13 protein-coding genes and 1 pseudogene are annotated in these 16,849 nt (G+C 68.3%); 9 read left to right on the forward strand and 5 right to left on the reverse strand.

Annotation, left to right across the window (positions count from 1 at the left end; translation table 11 throughout):
• Window positions 1-62 precede the first annotated feature (62 nt).
• From ACGFIZ_RS32745 to ACGFIZ_RS32765, 5 genes and pseudogenes are all read right to left on the reverse strand, one after another.
• Window positions 63-572, reverse strand: a complete 510-nt coding sequence (locus ACGFIZ_RS32745; RefSeq protein WP_393426809.1) for a DUF6431 domain-containing protein — start codon at window positions 570-572, stop codon at window positions 63-65.
• A 205-nt stretch (window positions 573-777) separates the two neighbouring features.
• Complete coding sequence (hppD, locus tag ACGFIZ_RS32750) at window positions 778-1,932, reverse strand: 4-hydroxyphenylpyruvate dioxygenase (protein ID WP_347672028.1); 1,155 nt, start codon at window positions 1,930-1,932, stop codon at window positions 778-780.
• A gap of 351 nt (window positions 1,933-2,283) precedes the next feature.
• Window positions 2,284-3,120, reverse strand: a pseudogene (locus ACGFIZ_RS32755) (prenyltransferase); the annotation flags it as partial.
• 429 nt (window positions 3,121-3,549) lie between these two features.
• Window positions 3,550-4,167, reverse strand: coding sequence for a transposase (locus ACGFIZ_RS32760; protein WP_393426812.1), 618 nt, complete (start codon window positions 4,165-4,167; stop codon window positions 3,550-3,552).
• A gap of 164 nt (window positions 4,168-4,331) precedes the next feature.
• On the reverse strand, window positions 4,332-5,939 hold the full coding sequence (locus ACGFIZ_RS32765; protein WP_347671862.1) for a helix-turn-helix domain-containing protein: 1,608 nt from the start codon (window positions 5,937-5,939) through the stop codon (window positions 4,332-4,334).
• Between the two features lie 167 nt (window positions 5,940-6,106).
• Here ACGFIZ_RS32765 and ACGFIZ_RS32770 point away from each other — a divergent pair, with 167 nt between their 5' ends.
• The 9 genes from ACGFIZ_RS32770 (at window position 6,107) to ACGFIZ_RS32810 (ending at window position 16,575) form a co-directional block, all read left to right on the forward strand.
• Window positions 6,107-6,952 (forward strand): transporter substrate-binding domain-containing protein, encoded by an 846-nt coding sequence (locus tag ACGFIZ_RS32770; protein WP_393426788.1) that lies wholly within the window; start codon window positions 6,107-6,109, stop codon window positions 6,950-6,952.
• The gene (locus ACGFIZ_RS32775; RefSeq protein WP_347671860.1) at window positions 6,949-7,905 is read left to right on the forward strand and encodes an amino acid ABC transporter permease; all 957 of its coding nucleotides are present in this window, start codon (window positions 6,949-6,951) and stop codon (window positions 7,903-7,905) included. The genes ACGFIZ_RS32770 and ACGFIZ_RS32775 overlap by 4 nt, the downstream gene beginning before the upstream one ends.
• Window positions 7,902-8,708, forward strand: coding sequence for an amino acid ABC transporter ATP-binding protein (locus ACGFIZ_RS32780; protein ID WP_393426791.1), 807 nt, complete (start codon window positions 7,902-7,904; stop codon window positions 8,706-8,708). The genes ACGFIZ_RS32775 and ACGFIZ_RS32780 overlap by 4 nt, the downstream gene beginning before the upstream one ends.
• A gap of 59 nt (window positions 8,709-8,767) precedes the next feature.
• The gene (locus tag ACGFIZ_RS32785) at window positions 8,768-10,249 is read left to right on the forward strand and encodes a flavin-containing monooxygenase (RefSeq protein ID WP_393426794.1); all 1,482 of its coding nucleotides are present in this window, start codon (window positions 8,768-8,770) and stop codon (window positions 10,247-10,249) included.
• Window positions 10,246-11,541: a threonine ammonia-lyase gene (locus tag ACGFIZ_RS32790; protein WP_393426797.1), complete on the forward strand. Its 1,296-nt coding sequence runs from the start codon at window positions 10,246-10,248 to the stop codon at window positions 11,539-11,541. Before ACGFIZ_RS32785 ends, ACGFIZ_RS32790 begins: the two co-directional genes overlap by 4 nt.
• Complete coding sequence (locus ACGFIZ_RS32795) at window positions 11,508-13,949, forward strand: pyruvate dehydrogenase (RefSeq protein ID WP_393426800.1); 2,442 nt, start codon at window positions 11,508-11,510, stop codon at window positions 13,947-13,949. The genes ACGFIZ_RS32790 and ACGFIZ_RS32795 overlap by 34 nt, the downstream gene beginning before the upstream one ends.
• 90 nt (window positions 13,950-14,039) lie before the next feature.
• Entirely contained in the window at window positions 14,040-14,351 is a 312-nt protein-coding gene (locus tag ACGFIZ_RS32800) for a DUF4158 domain-containing protein (RefSeq protein ID WP_393426803.1), read from the forward strand.
• Between the two features lie 231 nt (window positions 14,352-14,582).
• The gene (locus tag ACGFIZ_RS32805; protein WP_393426815.1) at window positions 14,583-14,702 is read left to right on the forward strand and encodes a Tn3 family transposase; all 120 of its coding nucleotides are present in this window, start codon (window positions 14,583-14,585) and stop codon (window positions 14,700-14,702) included.
• Between the two features lie 664 nt (window positions 14,703-15,366).
• Window positions 15,367-16,575, forward strand: coding sequence for a low temperature requirement protein A (locus tag ACGFIZ_RS32810; RefSeq protein WP_393426806.1), 1,209 nt, complete (start codon window positions 15,367-15,369; stop codon window positions 16,573-16,575).
• Window positions 16,576-16,849: the final 274 nt, after the last annotated feature.

Consider the following 16,849-nt stretch of genomic DNA (forward strand, 5'->3'; position numbering starts at 1 on the left):
GGCTGGGAGGAATCATCAACGAGTACCATCGAGCCGCCTGAACGAATCCTTGAACCCGCTGGTCAGCAGCCGGAATCTAGTTTTGGCACCGTACACGGCCACAGGTCGCGTTCGTAGCCGCCGAAGCGGCGTACCACGGCCAGAGCCGTCGCGGCGAGCGCCGCGAGTGCGTCGCCCGAGCGGGTCGGGCTCGCCCGGGTGGGAAGCAGCTCGGGGTCGACGGCGACGACGGTCTGTACGCCGGGCCGTCGCAGCACCTCACTGTTGGCGCGGGCGCGGCGCAGCCAGCAGCGCACGGCCTCGACCGGCACCGTCAACCGGGTGGCCAGCACGCGATGGCCGTGGCCGCGGGCGGCGCCGAGCAGCGCGGCGCCGATCACGTCAAGGCCGTAGCCGCGGTGTGGCAGGAGTCCGGCCGCCAGCACGACGTGGGTGCCTTGGCAGGAGCGGCAGCGTACCCGGTCCGGGCGCACCTGCCGTACCTGGTCCAGACCGCGGACGGTGCGGTTCCTGGCATGGCCCCACGCCCGCAGCGTCCCGCCGCACGGGCAGCGCAGTACCCCGGCAGTCAGCGCCCGCCGGGCCGCGGGGTGCCGGCAAGAAACGTGTCACCAGCCGCAAACGGCGTTGAGCTTGCGGGTGCACCTGGCCGGTACGGTTCGGGGCTGCGCTGGATCGGTGCGGCGGGCAATGATGTCCGGCCGTGGCCCAATCTCCGCGGCGGTGCTGCTCGTGAGCCAGGTCCGGCGGCTGATCCGGGGCGACGCGCCGTTACGGTCACAGATTGCCGCGGCTTTCCTGCTCGCGTTCGATGGCCTCGAACAGGGCCTTGAAGTTGCCCTTCCCGAAGCCTGCCGAGCCGTGCCGCTCGATCAGCTCGAAGAACACCGTCGGGCGGTCCTGGACCGGCTTGGTGAAGATCTGCAGCAGGTAGCCGTCCTCGTCCCGGTCGACCAGGATCCGGCGCCGGCGCAGATCCTCGATCGGAACCCGGACGTCGCCGACGCGCGCGCGAAGCTCCGCGTCGTAGTACGAGTCGGGGGTGTCGAGGAACTCGACGCCGGCCGCCGTCATCGCGTCGACGCTCGCGACGATGTCGGGCGTCGCCAGCGCCACGTGCTGCACCCCGGGCCCGCCGTAGAACTGCAGGTACTCGTCGATCTGCGAGCGCTTGCGGGACACGGCCGGCTCGTTGAGCGGGAACTTCACCCGGCGCGTACCGTCGGCGACGACCTTGCTCATCAGCGCCGAGTACTCGGTGGCGATGTCGTCGCCGACGAACTCGGCCATGTTGGTGAAGCCCATGACGCAGCGGTAGAACTCGACCCACTCGTCCATCGCGCCGAGCTCCACGTTGCCGACCACGTGGTCGACGGCCAGGAAGAACTCGCCGGCGGCCGGTGCCTTCAGCGGCGCGCACGCGACGAAGCCCGGCAGGAACGGTCCGGTGTACCGGGAACGGTCGATCAAGGTGTGCCGGGTGTCGCCGTATGCGGCGATCGTGGCCGTGCGCACCGTACCGTGCTCGTCGGTGAGGTCGTGCGGCTCGGCGACCGCCGTGGCACCCCGTTGCGTGGCGTACCAGAAGGCGGCGTCCACGTCCGTCACCTCGATCGCGACGTCCTGGATGCCGTCGCCGTGCTTCGCGTGGTGAGCCGCCCCGTCTGCCTCGGCGTGCACCGCGCCGGCGAGGACGAACCGGGCCGTGCCGCTGACCATCACGTATTCGGCGTAGTCACGGTACCCCTGATGCGGGCCGCGCATCGCGACGCAAGTCATGCCGAACGCGGTGCGGTAGTAGTGGGCCGCCTGTACCGCGTTGCCGACGACGAACCGGAGGTGGTCGAGGCCCTCGACAGGGAAGGGATCGTCGGCGGCGCGCTCGACGGCGCCGATGAGGTCGGCGACCGTACGATCGGCGGCGGCGACCACCGGCGTGGCTTCCGGCTTTGTTGCGGCCGGGGCCTCCAGCGTTGTCGCGGCTGGCGGGGCCTGCGTCACCGTCACGGCCGTCGCGGCCTCCGGCGCTCGCGAGGCCTGGGCCTGGGCTCGGGCTCGGCTCGCGAGCCACAGGCGGTGGCCGAACAGTGCCGCGTAAGCGGCCAGGACGATGCTCAGCACGGCGATCGACGTGCCGCCGGCCCCGCGCCGGGCGGCGTCGAGGACCATGCCCAGCATCGCCGCCGCGACGATGAGCGACACGTGGTTGGACGCCCAGAACACGACCGGCGTCATCCGGCGCGGGTCGAGATCGCGCATGGCGCCGCCGCGCAGCTGCACGGCGAGCCACCAGGACAGCGGCGCGGTCGCCGTCATCAGCGCCCAGACCAGCCACGGCACCCAGCCGGCCAGCGCGAAGGCGGTCAGGGCCAGGTAAGCGACGGGCTGGGCGCCGACGATCACGGTCACCGCGCGGCGGTAGCCGAGGATCACCGGCAAGGTGCGCTTGCCGACCAGTTCGTCGGACTGCCGGTCGCCGAGGTTCATCACCATCATCCGGGCCGCCTGCAGCAGCGCGGTCGGGGCCAGCACGGCCAGCAGGAGCGTTGGTACCCGCCCGGTCTGCAGCACCACCGCGACCGCGGGCCACAGGCCGTTGAGGATCGCAGCGACCGTGAACTCCCCCGCCGCCCGGTAGTTAAGCCGCAGTGGCGGCGCCGTGTAGAACCAGGCCAGCACGACGGCACCGGTCGCGAGCAGGCGCGTGGGCCAGGTCGGCATGACCGCCACCATCACGATCGACGCGCTCAACAGCACGAACGCGGTGCCGAGCGCCACCAGCGGTGGCACGAGCCCGTTGACCAAGGCCCGGCTGCCGCCGGTCCAAGGCGTGAAGTAGACGTTCGCCCGGTCGGCCTCCAGGTCGAAGTACTCGTTGCAGTAGTGGGTGGTGACGTGGACGGTCCAGGCGAACACCTGGGCGAGCAAGTACCACTTTACGTCTATCGCATGCCCCTGGTGCACCGCCACGGCCACCCCGAGGCCGACCGGCAGGACGTTGTACAGCAGGAAGCGCAGGCGGGCCAGGCGCACGAAGCCGCGCACGTTGACGCGCGGAGCGATAAATCCGGTCGGTGCGGTGGTCAGGCGGTTTCCCGGTACAACAGTCATCGGGACCATCTCTTCGTAGGCGGACGGTTGCCTGGACCGTACGCCATCGTCGAGCGCCAGCGCTGTCGGCAACGTCACTGTTTCACATTTAACATTGTCGAGATGATTGCGTTAATCCAAATGACGCTAATTAATTTGCGGAACCTGCGACGCGGGTCTGTCGGTCGTGTGCCAACGTCCTACCGGCTGGCCGGGATTCCCCAGGGCGATTGCGTAGTCGGGTAGCAGTGCCTTGAGCTGGGAGCCTCCGGGGTCGGTGGCGTCTGCGAAGGACTGCGCACTGCCGGCACGCCGCGCACCCGCCAGGTGGGCGTCGACGAGGGCCGGCAATTGCCAGTCCGACGGCCTTCTCCAGGCGGGCGCGGGCGGCGACGGTGTCGCCGCGCATCAAGGCGTGTACGGTGCCAATACCTGTCGCACCTGCAGTGAGCTGGGGCTTCATGGGAATAAGGCACCTTCGTGGTCATGGTCTTCCAGCTGATCTATCTGGTCGCGATCCGCCTGTTCGACGCTCTGCTCCTCGCGGCTCGCAGCGACCGCGCGGTGCTCGCGGAACTGCTGGCCCTGCGCCACAGGTCGCGGTGCTGCGCCGTCAGGTCCACAGCCGACCACGACTGTCCTGGCCAGACCGGGCGATCCTGTCCGCGCTGGCCCGCCGCCTGCCCCGCGGTCCGCATCCACCGGATCGTGACCCCGGCGACTCTGCTGGCCTGGCACCGCCGGCTGGTCCAACGCCGCTGGACCTACCCCCACTGCGGCAGCCGACCACCCGTCAGCGACAAGATCCGCGAGCTCATCCGCCGAATGACCCGGGACAACCCCCGCTGGGACCACAAAAGAATCCAGGGCGAGATGCTCGGACTGGGCCACCGCGTCGGCCTCGGCACCATCCGCCGAATCCTGGCCCGTGACCGCCTCGGCCCCGCACCCCGCCAGACAGCCCGACCGCAGCACATAGAAGATCGAATCCAGGATCAGCCGATCGCCGTACTTGCGGGGCCGGCCGCCTTTACGCAGGTCGCGTACCGGCATCAAGGGCGCGAGGACGGCCCACATCGCATCGGTCAAGCTCGACGGATAGCATGAACGGGCGTCATCCCCGCCACAGTTGCAGTTGCGCACACAACGCGATCATGGCGGGGATGATCTGTTTGTCGAGCACCCGGCATCGACGTGTCTCCCCGTAACAGAACGCTCGGAGCTGGTTACCCGACGGTCTCTCAGCCGGCGGACTGATGGAGCCGGATCTGCAGCGACAGGATCAGCCGGTCGTCCGGATGGTCGAGGTTGTAGCCGGCTACGGACTCCAATCGCGCGATGCGGTAGCGCACGGTGTTCTGGTGAGTGGTGAGCGCCTGAGCCGCCGGTCCGTACTCGCCGTGATGGTTCAGCCAGACCCGTGCAGTCTCGAGGAGGTCGATGCTGCTGCCTGCGTCGTACTCCACCAGCTTGCGGAACCTGTCGTCTTCGAGCAGCAGCTTGGCCGGCAGCGCATCAAGGCACTCGGAGACCAGCACTGCGGTGCGGTCGCTTTCGAGCGTCACTACCGGGCGGTCGGCGGTCGGCGCGGTACGCGCACAGACCCGTTCGATCTCGGCGCGCGCATCCCTCACGGTCGTCGCCGACGCCGATGAGCTGAGCGCGGCCCGGAACCCCGCACCGCGCTGACCGTGCAATGCCGCCACCATGCGCTCGGCCCAGGCAGTGTGCCGGGCGATGTCCACCCGGCCCGGGGAGATCACGTACAGCCGGCCCGCGAACGGAGCCACCATGGTCTGCTCCCCCAGCGAGGCCGCCCGCATGCTCAGCAGCGCCACCGCCTCAGACGAGACCAACCACTCAGCCGCACCGTCGTCGTCGATCGCCTCCAGTCCGACGAGCACGAAGCCGGCCGGCTCTCGGACGCGCAGCTGCGGCGCGTAGTCGTCGGTCGGCTGGCCCTCTGGTGCCAGCAGCCGCTGGACGAGCTCAGTGCTCATCGTGTGGATGAGACGTGCCTGGCTGACCAGCCGTGCTGCGTACCGGCCGGCCTCGACCAAGTAGTCCTCGAGGTCGGCACCGAACGGGCTGTCGGTCTCCTGCGCCCAGATCGTGCCCAGGTAGATGCCTGTCGCCGGGTCGGTCATCCCGATGCCCATTCGCCGTCGCAGATCACCAGACTCGGGCAACTCCACGACATTCCCGGGCGCCCGAAGCCGGTCGTAGACCCGCTGGGCGCGCAGCTCCTCTACATGCCATTGCGGAGGCTCCCGCCCCAGGATCGCCAGCTGCCGGATCGGGTCGGCCTGGTCGCTGTACGGCGAGAAGGCCAGCACCCGCGCCCGCTCGTCCTCGATCGAGATCAGCGTTCCGGTGGCCACACCGAGTGCCTTGGCGACGTCGAACAGGTCGGTGTGCTCGGCCAGCGCCTTGGCGACGCGTAGGCTTCCGATCCCTCGACGCCGCCGCTCTCCCACCACTCGCAATGTCTCCGAAAGCACCTCGGACCACTCCGGGCCGCGCGGTGCCACCAGCACCGGGAACGTCAGCAGTGCCGGCGGCATCTCGGTCTCAGGGTCGCGTAGCAGAAGGACGTCGGCCTGGCGCGCCGCCAGGCCGGGAACCAAGTCGCCGAGCTCGCCGGGCCCCTCACCGGTGACCACCAGGAGGTCGACACCGATCTCCTCAGGAGCTGGATCGTCGGCCAGTGCGACGGCGTCGACGATGAGGTGGCTTCGGACCGGCAGGTCGGGTGCCGCTGGGCCCAGTACGCGGACGTCAGCGATCTGACGCAACGCCGTAACGATCTCTTGGAGTGACGCCGAGGCGGTCTGCAACGAGGAGTCCATCAGCGGCCCGGTGGCGGGTACACGTCCGAAACGACCATGTAAAATCCTCAAACTCACTCCCGGAACCTTTGGCCGATCATACATGGACGCCGACTGAGTGTGCTCCCTATGTTGAATGGCACCCGGTATCCCCACCAGGCCGGATCGAACCCCCAGGAGCCGCAGCCATGTCGAACTCTTCGCCGTCACCCCGCTGTCGGGCCCGAGTCCTCGTCCTCACCACCCTCCTCGCGGCGGCGACGCTCACCGCATGCTCCTCCGACGGAGCGACCGAGGACGCCGGTGGCACCCTTGTCATCCCTCAGCAGGTCGGCGTCCCGCCTTACAGCTTCCTCGACGAGGGTGGGGAGCTCGCCGGTCTGCTGCCCGACCTCTCAATCGCACTCGGCGAGGCGATGGGCATGGAGGTCGAGAACGAGCAGGCTTCGTTTGAGAACTCCCTGCTCGGCCTACAGCGCGGCACCTACGACTGGGTACCCGGCGCCGACGTTACCGCCGAGCGGTTGGAGAAGTTCGACTTCGCCACCACCCTGATCGAGAGTTACGGGTTCCGCGTCAAGGACGGCGGCATCGACATCGGCGACTCGATGGACGACCTGTGCGGCCTCTCCATCGCTGTCACCGCCGGCTCCAGCCCTGTGCCCGTTCTGCGCGACCAGTCCGAGACATGCGAGGAGGTCGGCAACGACCCGATCGACGTGCAGACGTTCGCCGACCAGGCCACCGCCGACCTCGCCGTGAAGAGCGGCCGCGCCGACGCCGTCACCGCAACCAGCAGCGGCCTGGCTCACCAGGTGACCACCGAGCCCGGCGTTTGGAAGATCACCGGCCCGATCTACCAGGGAATCGACATCGGGTTCGCTGTGATGAAGGGCGACGACATGGCGCAGAAGCTCGTCGAGGCCACTAACGAAATCATCGAGAATGGTACGTACGCTGAGATCCTCGCCAAGTACGGCGCGGAGAAGATGGCGATTGAGACCTCGGTTCTCAACCCGGAGCCGGCGTCGTGAGCGAGATCGTGACCATGCGCGATCAGGCCAGGACGACCGACAGCACCGCGGCCGCCGCCCCAGCGGCGGCCTGGAACCGGCGCCTCGAAGAGCTCGCGGCCGTTCCGCGCGCCCGCCGGTTCCACGTAGCCCGGTCCTTGATGGCGCTCTTGCTCGTCCTCGCGGTCGGCCGGCTGGCCTGGAGCCTGGCGCAGAACCCTGCCTTCGAATGGTCGAGGGTCTGGGATTACTTCTTCTCCGCCCCGGTGATGAAGGGTCTGGAGAACACCATCACTCTCACCGCTCTCTCGATGGGCCTCGCGCTGGTCGTGTCGGTCGCGCTGGCGAACATGCGGCTTTCCGACAACCCAGTGCTGCGGGCGATTGCCGGCTTCTACGTATGGTTCTTCCGGTCGGTCCCGCTGCTGGTGCTGCTGATCTTGTGGTTCAACATTTCGTTAATCTACCCCACATTCGCCATCCCCTTCCCCGGCGACGGCTGGTCGTATGAGACCCGCGACCTGATGACCGCCTACTGGTCCGCGGTGCTGGCATTCGGGCTGCAGCAGGCAGCCTACACCTCAGAGATCATCAGGTCCTCGCTGCTCGCGGTCCCCCACGGACAGCGGGAGGCAGCGCTCGCACTCGGGATGCGGCCCACCCAGATCTTCCGCCGCATCGTTTTCCCCCAGGCGATGAAGATCGCCGTCCCTCCCGTCAGCAACGACCTCATCAACCTGCTCAAGGCAACCGCCCTCGTCGCGTTCATCTCGGTGCCCGACCTGCTCTACTCGGTGCAGCAGATCTACAACCGCACCTTCGAGGTCGTACCGCTCCTGATGGTCGCCACCATCTGGTACATGATCATGGTTAGCATCCTCTCCGTCGGCCAGTACCTCTTGGAGCGGTGGCTCGGCCGATCGGCCGCGGCACGCGCGAACGGTCGCCTTTCCAAGCAGAGGAGCGCCGCATGACCACCGCCAACGTCACCCCGCCGGTCGGAGAGAAGTACACCGACGCCCCACTGATCAGCGCCCGCGGCATCTGCAAGACCTTCGGCACCCACCAGGTGCTGCACGACGTCTCCCTCGATGTCCACCGCGGCGAGGCCGTCTGTCTGCTCGGCCGATCCGGCAGCGGCAAGAGCACCTTCCTGCGCTGCCTGAACCTGCTGGAACGCGCCGAACGGGGCATCGTGATGCTCGACGGCGAACTGCTCGGCCACCACGTTCGCCACGGCCGGGTGCACCGCCTTCCCGCCCGGCAGGAAGCCGCTCAACGCCAGCAGCTGGGCATGGTGTTCCAGCAGTTCAACCTGTTCGCCCACAAGACGGTGCTGGATAACGTCATAGAGGCCCCCGTGAGGGTCGCGGGACGCAAGCCGCGCGAGGCGGCGAAGGACGCGGTGCAGCTGCTGGAGCGGGTCGGGCTGGCCGACAAGGTCAAGGCCTACCCCGGACAGCTCTCCGGCGGCCAGCAGCAGCGCGTCGCGATTGCTCGTGCGCTGGCGATGAAGCCCAAGGTCCTGCTGTTCGACGAACCCACCTCCGCGCTGGACCCGGAGATGGTCACCGAGGTCCTCCAGGTGATCCGCAGCCTCGTCCTCGGCGGCATGACCACGATCATCGTCACGCACGAGGTTGGGTTCGCCCGTGAGGTCTGCGACCGGTTCGTGTTCATGCAGGACGGCCGGATCGTCGAGGAAGGACCCGCCAGCCGGCTGACCGAAGGGGCCGAGCATCCCAGCACCCGGGACTTCCTCAGCAAGGTCCTCTAAGCCCCGCTACCCAAACTCCTCAGCCCCAGAGAGGCACCATGCCATCGGGAGGCGCAAGCATGCCCTCATCACCCCACAAGCCAGGCGCCCGCGTCGCCGTCATCGGCGGCGGCTTCGCCGGCGTCGCCGCCGGCCGGGAGTTGCTCCGCCGGGGCCACGATGTCGTCATCTACGAAGCTGCCGACGGCCCCGGCGGTACTTGGCGAGCCAACAGGTTCCCCGGCGTCGAGGTGGACACCCCCGCGGTGATGTACTCCTACTCCTTCGCCCCAGGCAACTGGACGCGGGAGTTCCCCGGCGGAGCTGAACTGCGCGCCTACCTCGAAGTTGTCTCCCGCGACGAAGGGCTGATGCCTCTGTTCCGATTCGGGCACAAGGTGACCCGGCTCGTCTGGGACGACGCTGCCGCCCATTGGGCGGTCACTGTCCGAGATCTGGCGACCGGCACCTCGCGGACCGAGAGGTTCACCGCGGTAGTCTCCGCAGTTGGACTGCTCAACATCCCCCGACACCCAGACTGGCCCGGCCGCGAGGACTACACCGGGGAGATGTTCCACACCGCCGAGTGGCCCGAGGGCATCGACCTGGCCGGCCGCCGGGTCGCCGTCGTCGGCACCGGATCCACCGCCGCGCAGGTGGTCGCCGAGCTCGCGGGCGTCGCCGGCCACCTCACCGTCTTCCAGCGGCAGCCGGGCTGGGTCGACCCCAAGGTCGGCCGCACCTACACCGAGGTCGAGCGGGCACGGCGGCGGAACCCGCTGCGGCGCAGGCTCATCCGGTGGCAGCTGTTTCTCAAGCAGGAACGCCGCTGGCTGGGCGGCCGCATAATTCGGCCCGGGAGCGGCACCGACGAGCAGCTGGTCGAGGCGTGCCGCCGCTACCTCGACGAGGTCTTCGCCGACCATCCCGAGTTGAAGGCTCAGTTGACCCCAACCTCGGCCTACCTTGGCAAGCGGGCGGTGCACTCCTCAACGTTCTATCCGGCGCTACTGCGCGACGATGTCACCCTCGTGCCCCGCGCCGTTGTCGGCATGTACCAGAAGGGCTTGATCGACGCCGACGGCGAGGAGCACGTCGTCGATGTGGTCATCACCGCCACGGGGTTCCGAGCCGCGGAGTTCCTCCACGGCATCGAGGTGATCGGCCGCGGAGGCCGCGTATTGGCCGAGAAGTGGGGCGACGACCCGATGGCCTTCCTCGGCATCACAGTCGATGAGATGCCGAACTTCTTTATGCTCTACGGCCCCAACACCAACTGGTACGCACCCGTGTTCGGGATGGAGAAGCAGGCGCTGTTCATCGGACGGACCCTCGACGAGCTTCGCCGACGCGGCGCCCGTAGCGTCGAGGTGAAGCCGTCCTACGTGGCGTGGCTTAACCGGTGGTTGAAGCGGCGCCTCGACTCCAGCTCGTTCGCACAGACACCGAACTACTTCCGCTCCGCCTCCGGCCGGGTCGTCACCCAATGGCCTGATGGTGCCTCGGTGTACTGGCTGCTCACCAAGCTGCTGTGGAAGCGGTCGGCCCGGTTCGAGTCATGAGCTCGGACCTGCCCTCCCACGCGGACCTGACCGACGCCCGGCGGCTCCTCGCCGGCATCGCGCACACCACACCACTGACCCCGGCACCCTGGGACGATGGCCGCGGGGAAGCGTTCTTGAAACTCGAATCCCTGCAACGCACCGGCTCCTACAAGCTGCGCGGCGCATCGGTGTTCGTACAGCGCCGCGTCAGGGAGGGCCGCGCCAGCCGCGGCTTCGTCGCAGCCTCCGCCGGCAACCACGCCCAAGGCCTGGCCATTGCAGCCCGTGAAGCCGGCGTCCCGGCCACCGTCGTGATGCCGGTCCACGCCTCCCCTACCAAGGTGCACGCCACCCGCTCCCTCGGCGCCCGCGTCGAACTGATCGGCGACAACGTCGTCGAAGCCATCGCAGCGGCACACGACCTCGCCGAGTCCGACGGCCTCACCCTGGTCCCGCCGTTCGACTCCGCCGACGTTGTCGCCGGCCAGGCCTCCGTCGGACTGGAAATCCTCGAGCAGCTGCCAGACGCCGAGCTGATCGTGGTGCCCGTCGGCGGCGGCGGCCTGCTGGCCGGAGTGGGGGCCGCGCTGCTGCACCATCGGGCCCGCACCGGCCACACGCCGCGACTGATTGGCGTCCAGGCCCGCGGCGCCGCATCCTTGATCGCCGCCCAGCAGGCCGGGCACCCAGTGAGCCTGCCCGCCGTAGACACCATCGCCGACGGGATCGCGGTCGGCCGCACCGGCGACCTGACCTACCGGTGGGCTGAACAGTTGCGCCACGCAGGAGTGCTGGCCGACCTCCTCACTGTGGACGACGACGAGATCGCCGCGACGATGCTCCACCTCCTCGACCGGGGCAAGATCCTCGTCGAGCCTGCCGGCGCCGCAGCGGTCGCAGGAGTCCTCAGCGGCCGCATCCCAACAGGCGGCGCTGCCGTGGCGGTCGTCAGCGGCGGCAACCTCGATCTCGCTCAACTCCTGTCCCTCGTAACCGCGCACTTGGCCCGCGCCGACCGCCTCCACACCCTCGCTATGGACCTGCCCGACCACCCGGGAGCCCTTGCCGGCCTGGTGTCGCTGCTCGCCGCCCGCAAGGCGAACATCGTCGACGTCCACCACGACCGCATCTCGCCCCTGGGTGACCGGAACACGGTCCGCGTCCAGGTGAGCCTCCAACTCGAGGGGCCCCAGCACCTCACCAGCGTGCTCGGTGCCATGTTCGACCACGGCTACGCCGTGTCCGGCCTTGAACCCATCAACAACGCACAGACCGGATGGCACGACGACGCATTGAGGAGCACCACGTGACACTCACCGAATCCCACCCCCAAACCGTCGAGCCCACGCCAACCACCAGCGGCGTGCCTGATATCGGGGCGCTGAGGGAGATCTCGCGCCGCGTCCTCTGGCTCGCGACCGCAATCGTGGACGCAGCGAACCGAGGACGTCCCAACGCCTCCGGTGTAAAGGTCGGCGGCCACCAAGCGTCCTCGGCGTCGATGGTCGACATCATGGTCGCCCTGTGGTTCCACGAGCTCACCTCAGGGGATCGTGTCTCGGTCAAGCCCCACGCCTCCCCGGTGCTGCACGCGATCAACTACCTGCTCGGCGACCTGGAGAAGAAGTACCTCACCACGCTGCGTGCCAAGGGGGGACTCCAGAGCTACCCCAGCCGACTGAAGGATCCCGACACCGTCGACTTCTCCACCGGCTCCGTCGGCATCGGCGCAACCGCGTCACTTTGGGCGGCGCTGTCACACCGCTACCTGCGTACCCACTTCGACGCCACGCCCACCTCGGGGCGGTTCATCAGCCTCATCGGGGACGCCGAGCTGGACGAAGGCGCCATCTGGGAGGCGGTCGCCGACCCGGCCGTGGCTGGCCTCGGCGAGGTGCTGTGGATCGTCGACCTCAACCGCCAGTCGCTGGACCGGGTGGTGCCCGACATCCAGATCGACCGTCTGAAGGGCATGTTCGCCGCCGCCGGATGGCAGGTACTCACCCTCAAATGGGGCCGCCGCATCGGCAAGATCTTCGACCGCTCCGGCGGCGCCGAGCTGCGGCAGCGCTTGGAGGCGATGCCGAACGAGGAGTACCAGCGGATGCTCCGGGCAGAGCCCACCGAGGTCCCCCAACGGATCCTGGCTGGCGGAGCGACCCCGCAGCTGCGGGACCTGATCGTCGGACTGGAGCCTACCGCGCTCGCAGACGCGATCCGCGACCTGGGAGGACACGACCTGTCCCTGCTGACCGACACCTTCGCTGCAGCCGACACCAGCCGGCCGACGGTGATGTTCGCCTACACCGTCAAGGGCAAGGGACTGCCGACCGAGGGGCATCCCAACAACCACTCGGCACTGCTCACCGAACCCCAAATGCGCTTCCTCGCCGCAGCCTGCGGGACTGACCTCCACGACCCTTGGCGGCGGTTCGAACCTGGCACCGCAGCCGCAGACCTCTGTATCCGACGGGCTGGGGCGCTGCACCGAACCCCCGCCGCCGATAGCCGGGCACTCGTCGTACCCACCGCGCTGGCCCACCCCCACCGCAAGCCCACCTCGACCCAGGCGACTTTGGGTCGGCTGCTGGCCGACCTCCCCCGTGATGCCCCCGAGACCGCGGCCCGCGTGGTTACCTGCAGCCCCGATGTTGCGTCCTCCACGAACCTGGGGGGCTGGATCAACAAGACCGGCGTCTGGTCGGCCACCGACCGGCGCGACTGGTTCGCCGACGACACTGAACGGGTGCTGCGCTGGTCGGAAGCCGCGAGCGGGCAGCACATCGAACTCGGGATCGCCGAGACGAACCTGGTCGGCCTGCTCGGCGAACTGGGCGTGACGTGGAGCCGGTGGGGGCAGCGGCTGATCCCCATCGGCACCCTGTACGACCCGTTCGTCAACCGTGCCCTCGAACCGTGGTCCTACGGCATCTACGCCGGCTGCCAGGCGATCCTGGTCGGCACCCCGTCAGGTGTGACGCTAGCTCCCGAGGGCGGCGCGCACCAGTCGATCACCACCCCGTCGGTCGGACTCGAACAGCCGGGCTGTATTGCGTGGGAACCCGCGTTTGCGCAGGACCTGGAGTGGACGTTCCTGCATGCGATGAGCAGGATCGGCATTCCGGGCGGGACGTCTGCCTACTTCCGTCTATCCACCCGCCCAATCGACCCGGCCCTGGCATGCCTGCCTGAGGACCCGTACCTGTTGGAGAGGCGTCGCAATCAGGCTGTCGCTGGCGGCTATCGGATCACCGAACACAGTCCCCGGCTAGACCAGGTGACCCTCGTCGGGGTCGGCGCGATCATGCCGGAGGTGCTCGAGGCCGCCGACGTCCTCCACGCGCAAGGGGTGACGGCGGGGGTGGTGTGCCTGACCAGTCCAGACCTAGTGTTCCGGTCCTTCCAGCAGCGCAGCTTACGTGCGCCCGGTGTGGGTGGGGCCATCATCGAGGAGCTCCTGCCGGCAGATGCACCGGCGCCACTGGTAACTGTGCTCGACGGCCACCCGCACACTCTGGCGTTCCTCGCAGGCGCACGGGGCGACCGCATCACCTGCCTCGGGGTTAGCGAGTTTGGCCAGTCATCCGACCTCGCCGACGCCTACCGGCTCCACGGCATCGACACCGCCTCGATCATCGACGCGGCACTTCGGCTGGTCGGGGTGCCGGTAAGAAACGTGTCACAGGATCCAAACGGGAATGATTATGCCGGGGACTGAGTAGTGGTCGTTGGGCTGACGCTCGAACGGGTGGTCGCTGGCAGCGGCGGCGGGCGCCGACCGTGATGATGTCCGGCTATGGCGCGGGCCTTGGATCTGGATGAGCTGGTCGAGCACTGGACGCTCCTGGACGACGAGCGGGAACTGATCGCGGGTAAGCGCGGACCGACGAGGCTCGGGTTCGCGCTGCTGCTGAAGTTCTACACCCGGATCGGTCGATTCCCTCGCGGCTGCGGCGAGCTGCCGGACGAGGCGGTCGAGTGTGTAGCCCGACAAGTCGGAGTAGGGCTGTCCGAGCTCGGGCAGTACGAGTGGACAGGTTCGACGATCGCGTACTACCGTGCGCAGATCCGTTCGCATCTCGGCTTCCGCGCGTGCTCGGTGATCGACGCAGAGAGCTGACGCGGTGGCTGGCCGGCAACGTGTGCGAGGCCGAGCGGCGCCCGGAGTTGGTCCGCGACGAGCTGCTGGTGCGCTGCCAGGCCGTGCGGATCGAGCCGCCGGCAGCCGGGCGGATCGACCGGATCGTGCGCTCGGCGTTGCACCAGGCCGAGCAGACCCTGACCGCCCGGATCGTGGCCCGGCTGCCCGTCGACGTCGCGTCTTCGTCGCCCGCTACCTGCGCAACCGGACCTGCAATGCGAGATCAACGAAGGCCTGAACGTCGTCGAGTCGTGGAACCAGGCCAACAGCGTGATCTTTTTCGGCAAGGGCGGCGACATCGCCACCAACCGCCGCGACGAGCATGGGTAACGCTCCGAACGAACGCGCGTCCCGGTTAACACCTCGGCAACTACATCGATGTTCGGCGTTTGATTCGGTGGTCATCCGCGCCGGGCTCCGATGGACCGAACCGGACACCCTGAAACTCATCGGACAGGGCAGGACGTAGGCGACGCTCGTCGGACGAGCAGCCACCGAGCAGCCACACGTCCACAAGGGACAGACAAGCAAAGAGCCTGACCCGCGTTTCCGCAGGTCAGGCTCTTTTGATCTTGTGCGCCCGAAGGGACTCGAACCCCTAACCTTCTGATCCGTAGGCTGGTCCAGGCGCTGACTGCGGCCGGCATCTTCGATCGTCAATAACGAGCGGGTCTTCCGACAGCCATGAAATCCGGTTGCGTCCCGCTACGTCTGTGCCAGTTCCCCGACGTCCGAGCAGCCACCGAGCAGCCACCCAACCGACAACCACCGGCGAAGCTGCGAGTCCACCTTCGGCCAGGCTCGTTGGCGTACGTAGTTGGCCAGTCGGCCCGGACAAGGGGTCAGGATGATCACCATCAGCTGCGACCACGCAGCGGTATGGTCTGCCTTGGAGGCGAGCACCGTTGGTGGCCTCCGTGACCTGCTAACCGGATGTGCCGGCATTGGACACCGGTGCGGCGAGCGCGGCCGGCTGCGGGTCAGCCGGCGGTAGGTGACCATACGGATGCCGCACACCTTCGAGCGCTACCTGCGTGCTCCCGAACATCCGCAGCAGGCGACCTTCCTGGAGCTCTTCTTCGACCTGGCGTACATCTTCGCGTTCACCCGCATCTCGGGGCGCCTGGTCGACAATCTCGATCTGATCAACGCCGCGCAGACGCTGGTGCTGCTGCTCGCGATCTTCTGGGTCTGGACCTTCACCGCCTGGTCGACCAACTTCTTCAACCCGGAGCGGGTCCAGATCCAGCTCCTCGTCATCGCGAGCATGTTCGGCACCGTCGTGCTGACGATCGCGGTGCCCGGCGCGTTCGAGGCGCGGGGCCTGCTGTTCGCCGGCACCTACCTGCTCATCCACCTCGGCCGCTCGCTCACCCTGCGGTACCTGCTACGCGGCCACGAGCTGCAGCACGTCCCCTACCTGGTGCTCTCCTGGTTCGGCCTATCCGCCGTACCCTGGATCCTCGGCGCGTTCGCGCCGAGCCCGGTCCGCCTGGCGCTGTGGGCGCTGGCGATCGCCATCGACTACCTGGGCGGGATCCTGCTCTGGGCGACCCCGAAACTCGGCCGGATGCGGGAGTCGCAGTGGGCGTTCGCCCCGGAGCATCTGGCCGAGCGGTACCGGCAGTTCTTCAACATCTCACTCGGCGAAACGATCCTGGTCCTCGGTGCCACCTTCATCGCCGCCAAGGCGACGTTCCTCCGGACCGGCGCCCTGATAGTCGCCTTCGCCACCGCGGCGCTGATCTGGCGCATCTACTTCCACCAGGCGGCGCACACGCTGGCCGACACCCTCAAATCGTCGAACCAACCAAACCGGCTCGGCCGGGCAGCGGCGAACGCCCACCTGATCATGGTGGCCGGAGTCGTCGTCACCTCGGTCGGTTACCGGGCCGTCATCGACCAGCCGAACGGGCACACGCCAATCTCGTGGCTCCTGGTCATCCTCGGCGGACCGGCACTGTTCCTCGCCGGCCGCGCCCGCTTCGAGTACACCGTGTACGCCGGCGTGTCCCCGACCCGGCCGATCGGCGTGCTGGTGCTGGGAGCTCTCGTGGCACCACTGCTCCTCGCGCCGCCGCTGGTGGCCGCCGCCGCGGTGGTCGTCGTGCTGACCGGCATCGCGCTGGCCGACGCGCTGCGCGCCCGGCATCGGCCGCCGGCCCACCCCTCCCCACCACCCCATTACCGCCCAGCGAAGTAGACGACCCAGGGTCGCTAATCCCAGCGTCGCAAATCTTGGCAAAGCACCTGTTTGACCGCGAGTCGCGCTGAAGCGGGGTGCGGGTCAACCCTGTGCCGTGCCATAACTCGTCGCACATGCTGTGAGCCGGGAGTTCTCGGCTCGGGCCGATGATCTCTGGTATGACGTGCGGATGCCGCACCTGGGAATGATCAGCCTGTTCAGCGGACTGGGGTTGTTGATCCGGGGCGACAGGGCGTTGCTGGTCGAGGTTCTCGCGCTGCGGCATGAGGTA

Origin of the sequence: Micromonospora sp. NPDC048830 (assembly GCF_043198215.1) — a bacterium.
Taxonomy (GTDB): domain Bacteria; phylum Actinomycetota; class Actinomycetes; order Mycobacteriales; family Micromonosporaceae; genus Micromonospora.

Bases quoted from the DNA above. Each gene is read 5' to 3' on its own strand.
- ACGFIZ_RS32790 (WP_393426797.1), top strand. From the start codon at position 10,246: ATGAGCTCGGACCTGCCCTCCCACGCGGACCTGACCGACGCCCGGCGG.
- ACGFIZ_RS32780 (WP_393426791.1), top strand. From the start codon at position 7,902: ATGACCACCGCCAACGTCACCCCGCCGGTCGGAGAGAAGTACACCGAC.
- ACGFIZ_RS32770 (WP_393426788.1), top strand. From the start codon at position 6,107: ATGTCGAACTCTTCGCCGTCACCCCGCTGTCGGGCCCGAGTCCTCGTC.
- ACGFIZ_RS32765 (WP_347671862.1), bottom strand. From the start codon at position 5,939: ATGGACTCCTCGTTGCAGACCGCCTCGGCGTCACTCCAAGAGATCGTT.
- ACGFIZ_RS32785 (WP_393426794.1), top strand. From the start codon at position 8,768: ATGCCCTCATCACCCCACAAGCCAGGCGCCCGCGTCGCCGTCATCGGC.
- ACGFIZ_RS32795 (WP_393426800.1), top strand. From the start codon at position 11,508: ATGGCACGACGACGCATTGAGGAGCACCACGTGACACTCACCGAATCC.
- ACGFIZ_RS32760 (WP_393426812.1), bottom strand. From the start codon at position 4,167: ATGTGGGCCGTCCTCGCGCCCTTGATGCCGGTACGCGACCTGCGTAAA.